This window comes from Bradyrhizobium sp., from assembly GCF_035484855.1.
Taxonomy (GTDB): Bacteria; Pseudomonadota; Alphaproteobacteria; order Rhizobiales; family Xanthobacteraceae; genus Bradyrhizobium.
On the sequence record NZ_DATHOP010000273.1, the window covers coordinates 87,162 to 104,149 of the forward strand.

Sequence of the window (16,988 nt, forward strand, 5' to 3'; positions counted from 1 at the left end):
GGGGCTGCGTGCAGGTCTCTTCGTCGACGGATCATGGTCCGGGCAACCTGGTGAGCTTGCCGGACGGGATCTCCATCGGCTTTGGGGCATTGCTGCCGAGGTGCGCCAATGCCTGATCCAGACCGAGCAGCCCGCTCAGCTTCGCAGTTAATTCAGGTGAAAGATCGCGGCGGAAGTGATGGGGATCGCGAAACAGGAATTCGCCGTCCAGGTACGTCAGGCAGCTGCCGCTGGCACACATCGCCCGCGAAAGCGAAATGCTGAATACGCCTTCGTTCTTGCCGGCAAGTTCATCATAGACCCTGGAAAGAGCAAACTGGTTGGCTGCTGACGAAAGCGGAAGACTCGCAACGGGATTGGCGCAGACCCGTCCGGCGTTGCGCCAAAGCGGCGTGCCCTTGCTGCTGGCGCACGGGATCGGATCGAAATCGAAAACCGGAATGCCTTCAACCAGCAGGATCTGTTTGCCCATCGCCCGGATTTCATCGATCGTCGCCTGCATTTCCCCTCTGATCAGGTCCAGGCCATGCGCGACGCTTCTCGGCTCGGGATCATTGTCGGTCTGCAGCATATCCAGAAATCCAGGCCACCTCGACGCAAAGATCACGAATTCGATTTCCGGGGACCGCTTGAGAAGATCGATGCCCCTTGCCCGGTCGGCTGCGCATACTTCAGGGCGCTGCATCTCCATGTCTGCAGCGGATTTCACCCGACCTCCCAACGGAGGTGTGCAGCCGTTCAGCAGGGCGATCGCGCGGTTGGTCTGCCTTCCGGCCACGTCGAGATAAGGCATTAAATGCGATGCGTGGCTGTCGCCCCAGATCAGACCGCGCGCCGCCGCGGTATCCCAGGGAGAGCCCACGACGCAGTTGATGCCGATCGCCGTTGCCGAATACGGACAATGGAAGCTGAACCACATGGCCGTCCGGTCACCCAGACGGGCCAGCGAGGCGGGCATGCGAGACGGAAATCCCTGATTGGCGACGATGCCATATCCACCCAGCGCCACCAGCAGCGCTGCAAAGAGCCCAACGAAGATATCCGACACGGGCCGAACGCTCTTGCGGCGAAATGGCTGTTCGACGAATTTCCAGGAGAGCGCTGCCGCCACCAGGCTTGCGACGACGATAACCGATCCCTCGATCAAGTCCGGCTGAGTGTTGTTGTATTTCTCCCAGAATGTGATGATCGGCCAATGCCAAAGGTAGAGCGAGTAGGAGATTCTGCCGATGAACCGCATCGGCGCGACCGCCAGCAGCTGATTGGCAACGCTCGACGGTGCCGCCGCGATGATGAGCATCGCGCCGATGACCGGCGCCAGCGCGTTGATGCCGGGAAATGGCGAAGGCGACAATGCGGAAGGCCTCGCCAGCGTCAGGGCAGAAGCCGCAATCAGGACCAGGCCAAGCAGTGACGGGACTTGCCGAAATCGCGCGGGCCAGCGCCAGAACACGATCAGCCCGCCGGCCGCGAACTCCCAAAGCCGCGCATGCAGCAGGTAGAACGCCGCCTTCTGGTTGACGCCGACAGCCCACACGCTGACGGCGAATCCGATGACGGTACAGGCCGCTACGGCAATTACCATGCCGTGACGGCTGTGCCGGAACAGCCACCACGCCGCCATGAGCAAAGCGGGCCAGATCAGGTAGAATTGCTCTTCGACGCCGAGCGACCAGGTGTGCAACAGCGGCATCAGACCGGCTGCGCCATCAAAATAATCGGTGTTATGGTAGAAAAACAGGTTGGCGAAAGACAAGGCCGCGGCGATCGCGCTGCTGCCGAGCGCCCGGTATTCATCGGGTGCAAGCATCACGTAGTTGGCGGGGACGGTGAACGACAACATCACCAGAAGCGCAGGCAGGATGCGCCGGCACCGTCGCGCATAGAAGCCGGCAATCGAAAACGCGCCGGCGCGACTTTCGTCCACGATGACCCTCGTCATCAGGTAGCCGGAGATCACGAAGAACACATCGACTCCGACGAACCCGCCGGAAAGCAACCTGGGGTCCAGATGAAACAGGAGCACCAGCAAGACCGCAACGGCGCGAAGCCCATCGATGTCGAAACGGTACATCATGCTTCGGAGGCTACTCTGAGGCCCATCCGCGTACAAGGTGAGGCGCGGCCGCGTCGGCGCTATCTGTTCTGCGGCGATCCCAATCTCAGGCCGGCCTGGTCAGCCACAAAATTGGCCAGCATCGTTTCTCCGCGCTTGCCGAAGTGACCCGCGTTGTCGGCGTAGATGGTGTCCGGTATGTCGTCAAAAAGTGCAATTCCGGAAACGATGCCCCGCGATTTCAGCAGATCGCCGTGGCTTTCAATGAGGGCATAACCTGCGGAGTCGCCGCGAACCATGAGATCCGATTCCGGCAGATTCAGGGTTTTCCTCTCGGCTTCCGTAAGCACCTTTTTCGAATGATATGGATTTGGGTGCACCACGTTCAAGTATGCGGCTCCCACGGAATTCGCCATCGCCTTCATTAGATCGGAAGACCGTAGCCATATCTCAAAGCTGTCTTCAATGACCTTCTCGCTCGAAGTATTTGTCGGCATATCCAGACCCAGCCGCCTTCGTACACCTTCGCCTGTCGCTTTGGCGACTGTTTGGTCGTACGCGCTTAATTTGCTTTGCAGGCTTCGATCGTAGATAGCCTTCAGCAATCTATTCTTCACATATGCAATGCCACTCCTGCTGTTTTCGAGCAGCAACGTGTAACGCCTACTTTCGGCGCGCGCGTGCGTTACAGCATAGGCCAATTCGTAATAATCCGGAGATGAATCGTCTATTGGCGTGAGTTCATCGCCAATGGCGAGCATGATGTTCATCGGCGGAAATATCGGATCGACCCCGTTCTCGAAATTGATCAACCCGAAGGCGAACTCCAGCGCGCCATCGATATTGAGAACGAGATCGATGTGCTGGCCCGCTGCGACCAGATATGCAAGTTCCATCAGCTGCTGCGGCTGCTTTCCGGGACCCTGCGCCATGTTGTAGACCACCACATTCCTGCCCGCCAATTGTGGGAGCCTCTGCATGGCCTGCTGCAAGGATGTGCCGTCATATTCCGGATTTACAAGCCGGGAGGCGATCGAGCCGCCAAAGACGAAGACGACGAAGTCGTTTGGTTGCGGTTTGAAAGGAACTTCCTGCAGTCCCTGTACCTGTGTGAATCCCAGATTGTTGGTCTTGTACTTGGAGAGGGAGCTCCGGAAGGAATACGGCCCGGTATATCCAAAGTAGGGGTGAAAGTGCCGCTTCATACTGGGAGCAACGGCCGCAAGATTTGCTTTGGGCTCGTTGAAATAAACGAGAGACCCGGTATTTCGGTAAAACAGCGCTGCGCCGAGTATTTCCGCGGCCAGCAGGCAGAGCGCCGCGCTGACAATCCACGGTGCGATCTTTTTCAGCAAGCTCACGCTAGGCGCCTCTCTGCATCAGGCCATTGCGGCCGCGCTGTCATGGCACAGCGTTGAATTGCCGAGATTCGCATGCGCGATCAGAACAAGGTGTAGATAAAGGGGGCAATGACGCTGCCCTGGGTCAGCGCGACCAGCCCTCCGAAAAGGATCATCATGAACATCATCGGTACAAGCCAATATTTCTTTCGTGTCGACATGAATCGCCAAAGTTCGGAAAGAAACGACATTCATTCCTCCGCTAGACTGATTATCGATGCTCTCGTCGAGAGGGCCCCGGTGCATCCGATGGCCGGCCAGCAAGTTACGGCCCTGGGGTCGCGTCGACTTGCGGCATCCTCGATCAGTCTTGATTTGCAACAGATATCAGTCTGAAATTGCGACATCAACCCGAGCACCGGAGATAGTTTGTTGGGCGGGCTGCCGACGAATTGGACTACCGGACAAAACCGGCTATCATTTCGGGTATCAATCGTATCGGACATTGGCGAAACGGATGGGTTGGCAATGGATGATGGCTTCGAGGTTCGACTGCATCGCAGCGGCAGGACGATCTCCGTTCCGCCTGACAAAACCATTTTACACACGCTGCTCGATGCCGGCGTCAACGTCGATTTTTCCTGCGCGATGGGCGGCTGCGGCACCTGCGAAACGAGGATTGTCGAAGGTGTCCCCGACCATCGCGACAACTATCTCAGCGATGAGGAAAGGGCCGGCAACGACGTGATCATGATCTGCTGCTCACGATCGAAAACCCCGGTTCTGGTGCTCGATCTCTGAAGCTAGCCGCGCTCGTCGGCGATGATCTTTCCGTCGTTGGGCAATGACCCGCGTTCGACCCAAGTTACGGTTCCCGACAATTTGGTGACGCTGCGAAGCGTCGATGTGACCGCTTCCCGCAAGCCCGCATCGGGATTGGCCGCTTCCGCCTTCAGCGTCATCGCATCCATCTCGCCCTCGCGCGTGACCACGAGGCGCAAGCGTCCGAGCTCGGGATGGCGCCTGGCGATTTCCGCGATCTGCTCGGGGCGCACGAACATGCCCTTGACCTTGGTGGTCTGGTCGGCGCGGCCCATCCAGCCCTTGATGCGCAGGTTGGTCCGGCCGCACGGGCTCGCACCTAGCAGGGCGGCGGAGAGGTCGCCGGTCGCAAGCCGGATCCAGGGGTGATGCAGGTCGATCGACGTGACGACGATCTCGCCGACGTCGCCGTCGGCGACGGCTTCGCCGGTGCCGGGCCGCACGATTTCCAGGATCAGGCCCTCGTTGACGACCATGCCTTCGCGGGCCCCGGTCTCGAACGCGATCAGGCCGAGATCGGCGGTGCCGAACGCCTGATAAGCGTCGACGCCGCGCGATTTTATTTCGTCCTGCAGCGATTTTGGAAAGGCCGCGCCCGATACCAGCGCGCGCTTGATCGAGGAGACGTCGCGCCCGGCGCTGGCCGCCGCATCGAGCAGGATCTTCAGGAAATCCGGCGTGCCGCTGTAGCCGAGCGGACGATAGGCCTCGATCAATTCGAATTGCGCCTCGGTATTGCCGGGGCCGGCCGGGATTACTGCGCAGCCGAGCGCGCGCGCGGACGTATCGAAAATGAAGCCGCCGGGGGTGAGATGATAGCTGAAGGTGTTGAGCACCACGTCGCCGGGGCGAAAGCCCGCAGCATACAGCGCCCGCGCGCCGCGCCAGGGGTCGGCGTGCGTGGGCTCCGGCTCGAAGATCGGACCGGGCGAGGTGAACAGCCGCCCGAACGAGCCGGGCGCCTCAGTGACGAAGCCGCCGAACGGTGGGGCTTTCTTATGAAGGGCCGGCAGGTCGGCCTTGCGCAGCACCGGCAGGCGAGCCAGCGCGGTGCGGCTGGTGATGTCAGCGGGATCGATGCCCTTGAGGCGCTCCGCATAGGCGGGCGCGGCCATCGCCTTGCGCAGGACCTCCGGCAGCCGGGAAAACAGGTCGGCTTCGCGCTCGGCGGGGGCGCGGGTCTCGAGGGCGTCGTAGTGGTCGGTCATCTGCGGTCCTTCGGACTTACTTCGTCATGGCCGGGCAAAAGCGCGAAGCGCGTCTTCGCGCTAGATGTCCCGGGCATCCACGTCTTTCTTGTATCGAGGCGTTAAAAGACGTGGATGCCCGGGACGAGCCCGGGCATGACGAACGAGAGACGGGTGACCCTACAGCCACCGCTTCCGCCGTTTGAAACTTTTCAGATTCTTGAAACTCCGGCGCTGGTCGCCGGCGCCGCCGAGATAAAATTCCTTGACGTCCTCGTTGTCGCGCAATTCGTCCGCCGAGCCGTCGAGCACCACCTTGCCCTGTTCCATGATGTAGCCGTGGCTTGCCACCGAAAGTGCGGCGCGCGCGTTCTGCTCGACCAAGAGGATGGTGACGCCGAGGTCGCGGTTGATCTCCCGGATGATGGCGAACACCTCCTTGACCAACAGCGGCGACAGGCCCATGGACGGCTCGTCCATCAGGATCATCTTTGGACGCGCCATCAGCGCACGCCCGATCGCCAGCATCTGCTGCTCGCCGCCGGAGAGATAACCGGCGAGCCCCGTGCGCTCCTTCAGGCGCGGGAAATAGCGGAACACCATGTCGATATCGGCGCCGACGCCGTTGTCGCTGCGGGTGAAGGCGCCGAGTTTCAAGTTCTCCAGCGACGTCATGTCGGCGATGATGCGTCGGCCTTCCATGACCTGAAAAATGCCGCGGCGCACGATCTTGTCGGGATCGATGCCGTCGATGCGCTCGCCGTCGAAGATGATTTCGCCGCGGGTGACTTCGCCGTCCTCGGTCTTGAGCAGTCCCGATATCGCCTTCAACGTGGTCGACTTGCCGGCGCCGTTGGCCCCCAGCAGCGCCACGATTGCGCCTTTCGGCACCGCGAGGCTGAGGCCCCGCAGCACCAGGATGACGTCGTCATAGACCACCTCGATGTTGCGCACGGCAAGCAGCGGGGTGGGAACGGCTGTTGGTGGAGCGCGGACTGTGTCGGTGGCTTCGGTCATGTGGGGGGTGCTTTATCACTCGTCATGCCCGGGCTTGTCCCGGGCATCCACGTCTTTGGTCGTGCGCACGAAGCAAGACGTGGATAGCCGGGACATCTAGCGCGAAGACGCGCTTCGCGCTTTTGCCCGGCCATGACGTCTTTCTACCGATTGATCACCACCCGAACCAATCCGGCTTGCGCGCCAGTTCCACGGTCTTGACCTTTTCGAGCTTGATGGTGCCCTTGGCCATCAGGTCGTTGAGGTCGCCGTCGGTGGGCCCTGAGATTTTCGCGCGATAGAGATCGACCTTCATCGAGCCGCGATGATCCTTGTCGGTCCAGGTCGAGGGATTGCAGACGCCGTCCATGCCCGCCGGCACCCAGTCGGCCTTCTGATAGAATCCCTTGGCGACGTACTCGCCGGTGGGGCCGCCGTTTTTGACGGCCCAGTCGAGCGCTTCCTTCAGGTACAGCGCGGAGCAGACGGCGGCGATATAATGCACGGGACGATAGACCTTGCCGGTCGGGTCCGACATTTTCGAAATTTCCATTACCGTCTTCATGCCGGGCGCGTTGCCGCCCCAGGCGACCGCGGTGCGCAGCGGGAAGACCACGCCGTCGGCGGCGTCGCCGGCCGCCTTGGCGGCGTTCTCGTCCATGCCCCAGACGTTACTGAGGAACTGGACGTCGACGCCGGCGGTCTTGCAGGCCTTCAGCACGGAGATGTTGGAGGCAGCCGTATTGCCGAGATAAGCATAGTTGGCGCCGGAGCTCTTCAGGCTCAGGCACTGGGCGCTGTAGTCGCCGGGCGCCAGCGCGAACACCAGCGGCGGCAGCACCTCGAAGCCGAGCTCGGCGGCGAGCGCTTCGCCGGCCGCCTTCGGCGCGTTGGGGTAGGGGTGGTTGGCGCCCATGTGGACGAATTTCGGCTTGCCCGGCTTGCCCTTGGCTTTCCAGTCGTCGGCCGCCCAGGTTAATTCGGCGCGCAGCGCATCCGAATAGCTCGGGCCGTAGAAGAAATTATACGGCGCAGGCTTGGCCTTGCCGCTGCTGCCTTCCGGATCGGTCAGGGCCGCGGCATAGGAGCCGGAAATATCCGGAATCTTGTCCTGCGCGAGGAAGCCGGTCAGCGCCTCGGTGTCGGCGGTGCCCCAGCCCATGATCGCGGCGACCTTGTTGTCGGGGGCGGACCATTTCTTGTAGAGCGCGATCGCGCGCGGCACCTGATAGCCGTAGTCGTTGCTGTCGACATTGAGCTGCTTGCCGCCGACGCCGCCGTTCTTGTTGACCCAGGCCAGGGTGTCGGCAACGGCCTGCCCATAGGGCGTGCCGACATCCGATGTGGGGCCGGAATAATCCGTCAAGTGGCCGATCGCGATCTGCGCCTGCGCCACTGAGGCCGCGCCGCCGAGCAGCAGCGCCAGCGAAACGCTGCTTAATAGGGATTTCATGGTCATTTTGGTTTCCTCCATTTGGTTCTTGGCTGCGATTGTAGCCCGTCTCGTTCCAACCTCAATGCGAAAACGGGTAGAGTTTCCAGTAAGTCTTGATCTGCCGCCAGCGATGGGCGAGCCCGTCGGGTTCAAACATCAGGAAGCCGATGATGATCAGCCCGATCGTGATCTCGCGCAGGAAGGTGATGTTGTTATTGAGCGACAGCGCCTTGTCGATCGCCGAACCCTTCAGTCCGTTGCTGATCCACTCGATCGATTCCGGCAGCAGCACCACGAAGGCGGTGCCCATCAGGGTACCCATGATCGAGCCGGTGCCGCCGATGATGATCATGGCGAGGAACAGGATCGAGCGCTCGATGCCAAAACCCTCGTTGGAGACCACGAGCTGGTAATGCGCGTACAGCGCACCGGCGATGCCGGCGAAGAATGCCGCCAGGCCAAACGACAGCGTGCGGTATTTTGTGAGATTGATGCCCATGATTTCCGCGGACAGATAATGGTCGCGGATCGCCACCAGCGCGCGGCCGTCGCGGGTGCGCATCAGATTGGTCACAAGCAGGTAGCTGACGACCAGATATGCCAGCACGATGTAGAAATATTGCCGGTCGCCGCGGAACGCATAACCGAAGATCGAGAATGGATTGGCGCTGGCCGGCACCGAGCCGCCTGAAAACCAGTCGGCGCGGGAAAAGAAATCCAACAGGATATATTGCGCCGCCAGCGTCGCGATGACGAGATAGAGCCCCTTCAGCCTTGCCGCCGGCAGGCCGAAGATCAGGCCGACCAGCGCGGTGATCACACCCGCCAGCGGAATGGCGAAAAACACCGGAATCGGCGAATTGTTCGAGATGTAGGCCGAGGTGAAGGCGCCGAACAAGAAGAACGCGGCATGCCCGATCGAGATCTGTCCGGTGAAGCCGACCAGGATGTTGAGGCCAAGGGCTGCGATGGCGAAGATCCCGATCTGGATCAGGATCGAGAGCCAGTATGCGGAAAATAGCAGCGGCGCAAAACACATCAGCACGACGCCGAGGATCGCCATGTTGCGGCTGGTCGTGGTCGGAAAGATCGTGGTGTCGGCCGCGTAGGAAGTGCGGAAGTCGCCGGCCGGGATCAGGGAAGGGGCTGCCATGGCTATACCCGCTCGATGTCCTGGGTGCCGAACAGGCCGTAGGGTTTTATCATCAGGATGATGATCAGCACGTAGAATGGCGCGATTTCGTAGAGATTGCCCCAGTGCAGATATTCGCTGTCGACATATTGCGCGATGTTTTCGAGCAGCCCGATGATGATGCCGCCGAGCACCGCGCCGCCGATCGAGTCGAGCCCGCCGAGGATCGCCGCCGGGAACACCTTGATGCCGTAGTCCGACAGGCCCGACGATACGCCGTTGACCACGGCCACCACGATGCCCGCGACCGCCGACACCGTCGCCGAAATCGCCCAGGCCATCGCGAACACGCTTTTGACGGAAATGCCGAGCGACTGCGCCACCTGCTGGTTGTAGGCGGTGGCGCGCATGGCGAGCCCATATTTCGAGGCCCGGAAGAACCAGGCCATGCCGATCATCATCGCCACCGAGACGACGAGGCTCATGACATAGACGGTCTGGATCTGCAGGCCGAACAGGCTCACGGATTCGCTTTGAAACACCCGCGGGAACGGCTGCGGATTGACGCCGAAAATCCATTTCAGCGCGGCCTGAAACACCGTCGACAGCCCGATCGTCACCATAATCACCGAAATGATCGGCTCGCCGATCATCGGCCGCAGGATCACGATCTGGATCGCGATGCCGAATGCGAACATGAATACCAGCGTCAGCGGCATGCCGACCCAGAACGGCACCTGATATTTGGTCAGCAGCGCCCAGCACACCCAGGCGCCGATCAGCAGCAATTCACCTTGCGCGAAATTCACGACCTGCGTGGCCTTGTAGATCAGCACGAACGACATCGCCACCACGCCATAGAGCGTGCCGACCACGAGGCCGTTGACGAGCAGCTGGATGAGGAATTGCAGGTTCATGAGCAGACCGTCATTGCCGGGCTTGACCCGGCAATCCATCCTTCAAAGAAGCTCTTTTCACGAAGTGGATGGATGCGCGGGTCAAGCCCGCGCATGACAACCGGGCATGATGAACTCTCCTTCGTCATGCCCGGGCTTGTCCCGGGCATCCACGATTTGCTTGATGGCCACAAGAAAGACGTGGATGGCCGGGTCAAGCCCGGCCATGACGGTTCGGTGAAATGCTCGTCCCTCATTCCGCGGCCTCCGCCATCGCCGCGCCCGGCGTCAGGTCGACCACCCGCAGCGTGGTGCGGATGCGCTGGGTGGTGCCGTCCTGGAAGCGGATCACGGTGTCGACGGGGATGTTGCGCTTGCCGCCATAGATGGCGTCGATGATTCCGGCGTATTTTTCGTTGATCACGCTGCGGCGGACTTTTCGGGTGCGGGTCAATTCGCCGTCGTCGGCGTCGAGCTCCTTGTAGAGCAGGAGAAAGCGGGAAATGCGCTGCGCCGGCGGCAGCGTGGCGTTGACGGCTTCGACCTCTTTTTGCAGCAGCGCGTAGACCTCGGGGCGCGAGGCAAGATCGGTGTAGGTGGTGAACGCGATCCGGCTTTTCTCCGCCCATTTCGAGATGATCGAGAAGCGGATGCAGATCATTGCCGCCAGCGCGTCACGGCCGGCGCCGAGCACCACCGTCTCGGCGATATAGGGCGAAAACTTCAGCTTGTTTTCGAGATATTGCGGCGAGAAGCGTTCGCCGCGCGAGGTCTCCGCCAGATCCTTGATGCGGTCGATCACCACGAGCTGCCCACGATCGTTGAAATAGCCGGCGTCGCCCGAATGCATCCAGCCGTCCTTCACGTCGGCGGCTGAGGCTTCCTCGTTCTTGTAGTAACCGAGGAACATGTTGGGGTGTCGCACCACGATTTCGCCGACGCCGTGGATGTCGGGGTTCTCGACGCGGATTTCGATGCTGGCAGCCATCGGCACGCCCGTGGTGTCGGGGTCGACCTTGCCTGGGGGATGCAGCGTGTAGGCGCCCAATAGTTCGGTCTGACCGTACAGCGTGCGCAGCGGCACACCCATGGCCTGGAAGAATTTGAAGGTGTCGGGGCCGAGCGCCGCGCCGCCGGTTGCGGCCGAGCGCAACCTCGAAAAGCCGAGGCGGTCGCGCAGCGCCCGGAACAGCAGCCGGTCCGCCAGCGCCGAATGCCTGCCTTCGGCAAGCGCCGCAAGACCCGTCTTCATGCCGAGCGCATAGAGACGTTGCTTGAGCGGGGAGGAGTCCATCACGCCCGCGCGCACGTCGGCGGCGATCGCCTCCCAGACCCGCGGGGCAAACAGCACAAAAGTCGGCGCGATCTCGCGGAAATCGTTCATCATGGTGTCGGGCTGTTCGACGAAATTGATCTTCATCCGGCACAGCAGGCCTTTGCCCAGCACATAGACCTGCTCCATGATCCAGGGCAGCGGCAGCACCGAAACATATTCGTCGTCCGGTCCCTTCGGGTCGAACGCGAGGTAGGCCGCGCAATGCCGGAGCACGCGGCCTGAGGCAAGCATCGCCAGTTTCGGGTGCGCCGTGGTGCCCGAGGTGGTGCAGAGGGTCGCGACATCCTCGCCGCGGGTCATGTCGACCAATCTGTCGTAGAGGCCGGGCTCGCGGGCGGCGCGCTCGCGGCCCAGGCCTGCGAGCTTGTCGGCGGCCATCAGCCTGACATCGTCATATTTCCGCATGCCGCGCGGGTCGGAATAGACGATGTGCCTGAGGTTGGGCACGCGGTCGGCGAGCGTCAGCAGTTTGTCGACCTGCTCTTCGTCCTCGGCGAACACCAGTTTGGCTTCGCCGTATTTCAGGAGATAGGCCGCTTCCTCGTCCAGCACGTCGCGGTAGAGGCCGAGGCTCATCGCGCCGATCGCATGGCTGGCAATTTCCGCCGCGACCCAGTCCGGCCGGTTGTCGCCGATGATGCCGACGACGTCGCCGCGGGCAAGGCCAAGTTCGACCATGCCGAGCGCAAAATCGTGCACCCGCGCCTGGTATTCATTCCAGGTGAAAGGCTTCCAGAGGCCAAAATCCTTTTCGCGCAACGCGATCTCTTCGCCGTGCTCGCGGGCATTGAGGCGCAACAGTTTTGGATAGGTATCGGCCGCAGCGACCCGGCCGGCATAGTCCATCATGCGGCGGTCTCCGCGGGCGCCGGCGTATCGTCGGGATCGACCAGCACCTCGTCCTCCTCACCGAGATAGGCGCGCTTGACATGGGGATCGGCCAGCACCGCGGCCGGATCGCCTTCGGCGATCTTGCGGCCGAAATCCAGCACCATGACGCGGTGGGAAATGTCCATCACCACGCCCATGTCGTGCTCGATCATCACGACGGTCATGCCGAACTCCTCGTTGAGGTCGACGATGTAACGCGCCATGTCCTCCTTTTCCTCGAAATTCATGCCGGCCATCGGCTCGTCGAGCAAAATGAGTTGCGGCTCCAGCGCCATCGCGCGCGCCAGTTCGACGCGCTTGCGCAGGCCGTAGGGCAGCGTGCCGGCGGTGGCCTTGCGCACCGACTGCAGGTCGAGGAAGTCGATGATCTCCTCGACCTTGCGGCGATGCTCGAGTTCCTCGCGCCGCGCGCCGGTGAACCAGTACAGCGATCCCGTGATGAAATTATTCTTCAAGAGGTGATGCCGCCCGACCATGATATTGTCGAGCACGCTCATATGCGCAAACAACGCCAGGTTCTGGAAGGTGCGGCCGATGCCGAGCCCGGGCCGGGCGTTGGGATTGAGCGCGGTGATGTCCTGCCCGCGATAGAACAGTTTCCCCTCGGTCGGCCGGTAGCGCCCCGAGATGCAGTTGATGATTGAGGTCTTGCCGGCGCCGTTGGGGCCGATGATCGAGAACAGTTCGCCGGCGCTGACGCCGAAGCTGACATCAGTGAGCGCGCGAACGCCGCCAAAGCGCAGTGACACCCCGCGCACTTCCAAAGCGTGTTCCACGCAGTCCCTCCCTCGAGGCGCGCTTTCCGCGCCATTGGGCCACCCTGTTTCACCGGGCTCAGTGCGTCAACGGCCGCCCTTGTCGCAGCCGCCCGGGACGGTCGGATTAACCGACTTTCGTATTAGACTTGGCCCGGGTCGAATGCTATGGCCAGCCCCTCTCCTGGTCCAGTAGACAGGGGCCAGCCGGTGTCGTTGGCCTGTTTTTGGGGCGGTTGCCGAGGCGTTATTGGAGTCTTTATGGCGGTTCAGGATTCGAAGCGGCGGGTGGCGCTCATCACCGGTGTCACCGGGCAGGACGGGGCGTATCTTGCCGAATACCTGCTTGGCCTCGGCTACACCGTGCACGGCGTCAAGCGGCGCTCGTCCTCGTTCAACACCGCGCGCATCGATCATCTCTACGAGGATCCGCATGCCGCCAATCTGCGGTTCCTGCTGCACTATGGCGACATGACGGATTCGACCAATTTGATCCGACTGATGCAGCAGATCCGCCCCACCGAGATCTACAACCTCGCCGCCCAGAGCCATGTCGGCGTCAGCTTCGAGAGCCCGGAATATACCGCCAATGCCGACGCCATCGGCGTGCTCAGGCTGTTGGAAGCGGTTCGGATCCTCGGCATGGAGAAGGAGACGCGGTTCTATCAGGCCTCCACCTCGGAACTGTACGGGCTGGTCCAGCAGGTCCCGCAGCGGGAAACCACGCCGTTCTATCCGCGCTCGCCCTATGGCGTCGCCAAGCTCTACGGCTACTGGATCACGGTGAACTACCGCGAGGCCTACGGCATGTTCGCCTGCAACGGCATCCTGTTCAATCATGAAAGCCCGATCCGCGGCGAGACCTTTGTCACCCGCAAGATCACCCGCGCCATCGCCCGGATCGAGAACGGGCTGGAAGATACGCTCTATCTCGGCAATCTCTCGGCCAAGCGCGATTGGGGCCATGCGCGGGACTATGTCGAGGGCATGCACATGATCCTGCAGGCCGACGAGCCCGAGGATTTCGTGCTGGCGACCGGGGAGACCCGCTCGGTGCGCGAATTCGTCGAGCTGGCGTTCGCCGAGGTCGGCCGCAGCATCGAATGGCGCGGCAAAGGGGTCGATGAGACCGGCATCGACGGCAAATCCGGCAAGACACTGGTCCGTATCGATCCGACCTATTTCCGCCCGACCGAAGTCGATCTCCTGATCGGCGACGCCAGCAAGGCGCACCAGAAACTCGGCTGGAAACCGAAGACGAGCTTTTCGCAGATGGTCAGTGAAATGGTGGCGGGCGATCTTGCTATCGCGCGGCGTGAGGTGGCCAATGGCAAAGACCCCGTTTGAACTGAAGGGCAAGACCGTCTTCGTCGCCGGCCATCGCGGCATGGTCGGCTCCGCGCTGATGCGCCGATTGGCGCAGGAGGATGTCGAACTCTTGACGGTCGGCCGGCGCGACGTCGACCTGCGCGACCAGGCCGCGGTGTTCAAATGGTTTGCCGACAGGCGCCCGCAAGCCGTGTTCCTGGCGGCCGCCAAGGTCGGCGGCATCGTCGCCAACAACACGCTGCGCGCCGAATTCATCTACGACAATCTGATCATCGCGACCAATGTGATCCATGCCGCCCATGTCAACGGCGCCGAGAAGCTGATGTTTTTGGGCTCCTCCTGCATCTATCCGAAACTCGCCGCCCAGCCGCTGCGCGAGGATTCGATGCTGACGGGACCGCTGGAGCCTACGAATGAGCCCTATGCGATCGCGAAAATCGCCGGGATCAAGATGGTGGAAGCCTATCGCAGGCAGTATGGCTCAGATTTCATCAATGTGATGCCGACCAATCTCTATGGGCCCGGCGACAATTATCATCCCGAATACAGCCACGTCGTCGCAGCGCTGATCCGCAGGTTTCACGAGGCCAGGATTTCCGGCGTCGCCAATGTCGTGGTCTGGGGCACCGGCACGCCGCGGCGGGAATTCCTCTATGTCGACGACATGGCGGACGCCTGCGTCCACCTGATGAAGACCTATTCCGGTGACGAACTGGTCAACATCGGAACCGGTGAGGACATCACGATCGCCGAATTCGCCCGCGTGGTCGCGAAAACCGTCGGCTACACCGGCGAACTCAGCTTCGATCCGTCGCGGCCCGACGGCACGCCGCGCAAACTGCTCGATGTCAGCCGGCTCGCGAAACTCGGCTGGCGCGCGCGCACCTCGCTCGAGGACGGAATCGGGCTGGCCTACCGGGCGTATCTGGACGAGCAGAAGCAAGCGGCGGAGTGATCGCTACTGGCGGCGGTCGCAATCGCTTGCTTGGTTTAGTGTCTCCGTAGCCCGGATGGAGCCCTTGCGAAATCCGGGGCCGCCCTCACCAGCGTTCCCGGATTGCGCCATCGGGCGGCGCTGAGTCGCGCCGACCCGCCGGCTCCATCCGGGCTACGAAAGCCGTCAACATCCATTGCTACAGCTTGTTGGCGTCGACGTTGATGCCGAGGATTTTCCAGGCGTTGCCGTCCTGAACGAAACGCAGCCGGTATTTCACCTGGATGTCGCCGGTCTTGAACACCCCGGCCAGAACCAGCGCGCCGTCGGAATCGAAACTGGCCTTTTCGTAGGAATCGTAATCCGCCGAAACGACGCCTTCGAAGAACAGCTCGTTCTTGCGAAACGACTCGAATGCGCTGGCCAGTTTATCGACCGGCAATTGCGCCTGAAATTGCTTCGACGCCTTGGCGGCTAGCACGGCATAGTTCCCGGTCATGTTGGCATCGTTGAACGTCATCAGGGTGCTACGGATCAGCACGTCCTGTTCGTCGTCGGACGGAATCTCGGCGGCGCGGGCCGGCGATAGCGACGCAGCGATCAGGATCAGCAGCGCGGCGACGATCGATCTCATGGGGCCCGTCTCCTTACCTTGCCGCGCCGCGCGGCGGCGACTTGCCGAGTGCGGAGGCCATCGCCGAGATCAGCGGCTTCATGAAGAAGGCGTCATTGGCCGGATAGATGTCGGTGCGCAGGCCGTGCGATTTGAGCTCGTCGGACACGGCCGGCCCCACCGAGGCGATCGGGGTTTTCGCCAGGCCTTCGCGCAGGCGCGCTTCATCGCCATGCGCCCGCGCTACCTCGATCAGGCGGCGAATCTGCCCGAGATTGGTGAGTGCGATCGCATCGACGTGGCCTTTCGCCATTTCGTCGATGGCGGTGACGATATTGGCGTCGGCGGCTTTCGCGTCGTAGACGTAAGGCGTCACCGCATCGATCTCGGCGCCCTGCGCCGTGATGGCCCCGATCAGCGCGCCGTGGTCCTTGTCCGGATAGAGCTGCAGGCCGATGCGATGTCCACGGAGATCAAGCCGCGCCAGCATCTCGACGATGCCCTCGGACGTCGGCTTTTCCGTCGTCATCTGCGGCTCCAGCCCGATCTCGCGCAGGGCGCGTCCGGGCTTTGGGCCGCGGGCGAATTTTCGCGCGCTTCCGATCGCCGTGATGAACGGCTGTTCCACGCCCATGCGGCGGACGACCTTCATCAGCCGGCGCAGGCCTTCGCCGGTCATCAGCACCAGATCGTCGAAAGACTTGTCGATGCAGCGGCGGATCCAGGCCTCGACCGGCGCGGGGTCGGGAACGTCGTGGATGGTGAACATCGGACATTGCAGCACGTCCGCGCCCTGCTCGGTGAGCAGGCGGGAAAACTGCGCTTCCTCGCGCGTTTCCAGGATCAGGATGCGATAGCCGTTCAATCTATCAACCATGATTTTGCTCTAACGCCGATCGCCTGTCGTTTGTTCATCATGACGCCCGGTGCGGGATTGTCGCAGGGCCGTTGCGGGTGATAGAGCAGGGCGGAAATCGCCGTTCCTCTTTTGCGCAAGTTGTAGTCAAGCCTCTCTTAAATCAAGCCTCGCCATGCCCGACCATCAATACGTTCTGACCCTGTCCTGCCCGGACCGTCCCGGCATCGTCTCGGCCGTCTCGACGTTTCTGGCCCATAACGGCCAGAACATTCTCGACGCCCAGCAGTTCAACGACGTCGAGACTCGCAACTTCTTCATGCGCGTGGTGTTCGAGGCCGCCGATCTCGCGGTCGATCTCCCGGCGCTGCAGACCGGATTTGCGGCGATTGCCGAGCGATTCAACATGG

16 protein-coding genes are annotated in these 16,988 nt (G+C 62.0%); 4 read left to right on the plus strand and 12 right to left on the minus strand.

Translation table 11 applies throughout. From position 1 onward, the window contains the following. Positions 1-31 precede the first annotated feature (31 nt). From VK804_RS31175 to VK804_RS31185, 3 genes are all read right to left on the minus strand, one after another. On the minus strand, positions 32-2,074 hold the full coding sequence (locus VK804_RS31175; RefSeq protein WP_325752131.1) for an acyltransferase family protein: 2,043 nt from the start codon (positions 2,072-2,074) through the stop codon (positions 32-34). Positions 2,075-2,136: 62 nt separating this feature from the next. Beyond that, entirely contained in the window at positions 2,137-3,417 is a 1,281-nt protein-coding gene (locus VK804_RS31180) for a hypothetical protein (RefSeq protein ID WP_325752132.1), read from the minus strand. 80 nt (positions 3,418-3,497) lie between these two features. Then, positions 3,498-3,647, minus strand: coding sequence for a DUF5989 family protein (locus tag VK804_RS31185; RefSeq protein WP_325752133.1), 150 nt, complete (start codon positions 3,645-3,647; stop codon positions 3,498-3,500). A 181-nt stretch (positions 3,648-3,828) separates the two neighbouring features. Here VK804_RS31185 and VK804_RS31190 point away from each other — a divergent pair, with 181 nt between their 5' ends. Continuing rightward, positions 3,829-4,197, plus strand: coding sequence for a 2Fe-2S iron-sulfur cluster binding domain-containing protein (locus tag VK804_RS31190; protein WP_325752134.1), 369 nt, complete (start codon positions 3,829-3,831; stop codon positions 4,195-4,197). Between the two features lie 2 nt (positions 4,198-4,199). Here VK804_RS31190 and VK804_RS31195 read toward each other — a convergent pair whose 3' ends face one another. From VK804_RS31195 to VK804_RS31225, 7 genes are all read right to left on the minus strand, one after another. Continuing rightward, the gene (locus tag VK804_RS31195) at positions 4,200-5,426 is read right to left on the minus strand and encodes a phenylacetate--CoA ligase family protein (protein WP_325752135.1); all 1,227 of its coding nucleotides are present in this window, start codon (positions 5,424-5,426) and stop codon (positions 4,200-4,202) included. Positions 5,427-5,585: 159 nt separating this feature from the next. Continuing rightward, positions 5,586-6,422, minus strand: coding sequence for an ABC transporter ATP-binding protein (locus tag VK804_RS31200; protein ID WP_325752136.1), 837 nt, complete (start codon positions 6,420-6,422; stop codon positions 5,586-5,588). Positions 6,423-6,576: 154 nt separating this feature from the next. Beyond that, positions 6,577-7,860, minus strand: a complete 1,284-nt coding sequence (locus VK804_RS31205; protein ID WP_325752137.1) for an ABC transporter substrate-binding protein — start codon at positions 7,858-7,860, stop codon at positions 6,577-6,579. A gap of 55 nt (positions 7,861-7,915) precedes the next feature. Beyond that, positions 7,916-8,989 carry a branched-chain amino acid ABC transporter permease gene (locus tag VK804_RS31210; RefSeq protein WP_325752138.1) on the minus strand — a complete coding sequence of 358 codons (1,074 nt, stop codon included), beginning with the start codon at positions 8,987-8,989 and terminating at the stop codon, positions 7,916-7,918. Positions 8,990-8,991: 2 nt separating this feature from the next. Further along, positions 8,992-9,885, minus strand: a complete 894-nt coding sequence (locus VK804_RS31215; protein ID WP_325752139.1) for a branched-chain amino acid ABC transporter permease — start codon at positions 9,883-9,885, stop codon at positions 8,992-8,994. A 232-nt stretch (positions 9,886-10,117) separates the two neighbouring features. Beyond that, entirely contained in the window at positions 10,118-12,049 is a 1,932-nt protein-coding gene (locus tag VK804_RS31220) for a long-chain fatty acid--CoA ligase (protein ID WP_325752140.1), read from the minus strand. Further along, positions 12,046-12,867 (minus strand): ABC transporter ATP-binding protein, encoded by an 822-nt coding sequence (locus tag VK804_RS31225; RefSeq protein ID WP_325752141.1) that lies wholly within the window; start codon positions 12,865-12,867, stop codon positions 12,046-12,048. Before VK804_RS31225 ends, VK804_RS31220 begins: the two co-directional genes overlap by 4 nt. Positions 12,868-13,107: 240 nt before the next feature. Here VK804_RS31225 and gmd point away from each other — a divergent pair, with 240 nt between their 5' ends. Then, complete coding sequence (gmd, locus tag VK804_RS31230; protein ID WP_325752142.1) at positions 13,108-14,193, plus strand: GDP-mannose 4,6-dehydratase; 1,086 nt, start codon at positions 13,108-13,110, stop codon at positions 14,191-14,193. Beyond that, the gene (fcl, locus tag VK804_RS31235; protein WP_325752143.1) at positions 14,174-15,130 is read left to right on the plus strand and encodes a GDP-L-fucose synthase; all 957 of its coding nucleotides are present in this window, start codon (positions 14,174-14,176) and stop codon (positions 15,128-15,130) included. Before gmd ends, fcl begins: the two co-directional genes overlap by 20 nt. A gap of 178 nt (positions 15,131-15,308) precedes the next feature. Here fcl and VK804_RS31240 read toward each other — a convergent pair whose 3' ends face one another. After that, a complete protein-coding gene (locus VK804_RS31240; protein WP_325752144.1) occupies positions 15,309-15,743 on the minus strand; it encodes a hypothetical protein in 435 nt (144 codons plus the stop codon). A 13-nt stretch (positions 15,744-15,756) separates the two neighbouring features. After that, positions 15,757-16,599, minus strand: a complete 843-nt coding sequence (locus VK804_RS31245; RefSeq protein WP_325752145.1) for a uroporphyrinogen-III synthase — start codon at positions 16,597-16,599, stop codon at positions 15,757-15,759. A 154-nt stretch (positions 16,600-16,753) separates the two neighbouring features. Here VK804_RS31245 and VK804_RS31250 point away from each other — a divergent pair. After that, a partial coding sequence (locus tag VK804_RS31250; protein ID WP_325752146.1) for an ACT domain-containing protein occupies positions 16,754-16,988 on the plus strand: 235 nt, incomplete at its 3' end.

Bases quoted from the DNA above. Each gene is read 5' to 3' on its own strand.
- VK804_RS31175 (WP_325752131.1), bottom strand. From the start codon at position 2,074: ATGTACCGTTTCGACATCGATGGGCTTCGCGCCGTTGCGGTCTTGCTG.
- VK804_RS31185 (WP_325752133.1), bottom strand. From the start codon at position 3,647: ATGTCGTTTCTTTCCGAACTTTGGCGATTCATGTCGACACGAAAGAAA.
- VK804_RS31195 (WP_325752135.1), bottom strand. From the start codon at position 5,426: ATGACCGACCACTACGACGCCCTCGAGACCCGCGCCCCCGCCGAGCGC.
- VK804_RS31200 (WP_325752136.1), bottom strand. From the start codon at position 6,422: ATGACCGAAGCCACCGACACAGTCCGCGCTCCACCAACAGCCGTTCCC.
- VK804_RS31205 (WP_325752137.1), bottom strand. From the start codon at position 7,860: ATGACCATGAAATCCCTATTAAGCAGCGTTTCGCTGGCGCTGCTGCTC.
- VK804_RS31210 (WP_325752138.1), bottom strand. From the start codon at position 8,989: ATGGCAGCCCCTTCCCTGATCCCGGCCGGCGACTTCCGCACTTCCTAC.
- VK804_RS31215 (WP_325752139.1), bottom strand. From the start codon at position 9,885: ATGAACCTGCAATTCCTCATCCAGCTGCTCGTCAACGGCCTCGTGGTC.
- VK804_RS31220 (WP_325752140.1), bottom strand. From the start codon at position 12,049: ATGATGGACTATGCCGGCCGGGTCGCTGCGGCCGATACCTATCCAAAA.
- gmd (WP_325752142.1), top strand. From the start codon at position 13,108: ATGGCGGTTCAGGATTCGAAGCGGCGGGTGGCGCTCATCACCGGTGTC.
- fcl (WP_325752143.1), top strand. From the start codon at position 14,174: ATGGCAAAGACCCCGTTTGAACTGAAGGGCAAGACCGTCTTCGTCGCC.
- VK804_RS31240 (WP_325752144.1), bottom strand. From the start codon at position 15,743: ATGAGATCGATCGTCGCCGCGCTGCTGATCCTGATCGCTGCGTCGCTA.
- VK804_RS31245 (WP_325752145.1), bottom strand. From the start codon at position 16,599: ATGGTTGATAGATTGAACGGCTATCGCATCCTGATCCTGGAAACGCGC.